Below are 1,334 nucleotides of genomic sequence, written 5' to 3'. Positions count from 1 at the left end.
GGGCGAATTCCAGGGGTCGTAGCAACACAGTGATCAACTGGCTGTCGCCAGGAGCTTAGCGAGGCGCTCGGCTGGGGTTTCCCAGCCGAGCGTTTTGCGTGGGCGGCTGTTGAGCTCGGCGGCGACGGCCTCGAGGTCGTCCCGGCTGTGCCGGGACAAGTCAGAGCCCTTGGGGAAGTACTGCCGCAGCAGGCCATTGGTGTTCTCGTTTGATCCGCGTTGCCAGGGGCTGCCCGGATCGCAGAAGTAGACCGGGATGTCAGTGGCGAGGCTGAAAGCGTGGTGGGCGGCCATCTCAGCGCCCTGGTCCCATGTCAGTGACCGCTTCAGGTGGGGCGGCAGGGTCTGGACGGTGTCGGCCAGCGCCTGGCGGACGGCCGATGCTGCGTGGCCGTTCGGGAGGTGGACCAGCATGAGGTAGCGGGTGCTGCGTTCGACGAGTGTGGCGATGGCTGAGCGGGAGCTGCTGCCAACGATGAGATCGCCCTCCCAGTGGCCGGGGACAGCCCGGTCGGCCACTTCGGCGGGCCGCTCGCTGATCATCACCATGGGGTGCGGAAATCGCTGTCTGCGGCGGGCAGAGTGGCGATGGGGCTTGCGGACGGCTCGTCCGGTCCGCAGTGCGCGGGCCAGCTCGCGTCGGAGTTCACCGCGGCCTTGGACGTAGAGGGCCTGGTAAATCGTCTCGTGAACCACGTGCATCTCCGGCCGGTCAGGGAACCGTCTGCGCAGAGCGTGGCAGATCTGCTCCGGGCTCCACCGCCGGGCCAGGTGGTCCTGGATGAAGTCCCGCAGCTCGGGGTTCTGCCCGATCTTGGCGACCTTGGGCCTCGGACGGCGTTTGTCCGCCCGGCGCTGGGCAGCGTGCGGCCGGTAGTACCAGCGGCCGCCGGGGAGGACGGTCCGGTTTCGGCGGATCTCCCGGCTGATGGTTGACGGGCTGCGGCCAAGCTCGGCTGCGATCGTCCGGACGGCAGCCTTCTCCCGCAACCGGTCAGCTATGTGGATGCGATCGGCCTCACGCAGGTAGCGCGAGGAGCCGGCCGGCTCCGCAGCCACGGGAACGAGGTGAGGCGGCACCACCCCGGTGATAGGTAGTGCCGCCTTTGAACGGCGGTCAGCACTGCGGCCGTTACGCCATCGCCTGCCGGTCTTCGAGTTGATGCCGACGATCCGGCAGGCGTCCTCGTAGGGAGTTCCTTGATCCACAAGCTGAAGGTATGCCTCCCGCTCCCGGACCAACTGCCTCCGGCCCTGCGGATTCCGGTCGTCCCGGATCCTGAAGTCCATCGCACCCCTGAAGTGGGGTGTTGCGACGACCGCTAGAACTCAAG

At 67.7% G+C, this 1,334-nt stretch carries 1 protein-coding gene; it reads right to left on the bottom strand.

Annotated features, from left to right (window positions below; genetic code table 11):
* Window positions 1-33: 33 nt before the first annotated feature.
* Window positions 34-1,290, bottom strand: coding sequence for an IS30 family transposase (locus AB0M70_RS42140; protein WP_365829177.1), 1,257 nt, complete (start codon window positions 1,288-1,290; stop codon window positions 34-36).
* Between the last annotated feature and the right edge of the window lie 44 nt (window positions 1,291-1,334).

This window comes from Streptomyces sp. NPDC051214 (genome assembly GCF_040682375.1).
In the GTDB taxonomy this organism is placed as follows: domain Bacteria; phylum Actinomycetota; class Actinomycetes; order Streptomycetales; family Streptomycetaceae; genus Streptomyces.
This window is presented reverse-complemented; position numbering and strand designations above follow the sequence as displayed.

Excerpts from the sequence above, each read along its gene's own strand:
- AB0M70_RS42140 (WP_365829177.1), bottom strand. The coding sequence starts at position 1,290 with ATGGACTTCAGGATCCGGGACGACCGGAATCCGCAGGGCCGGAGGCAG.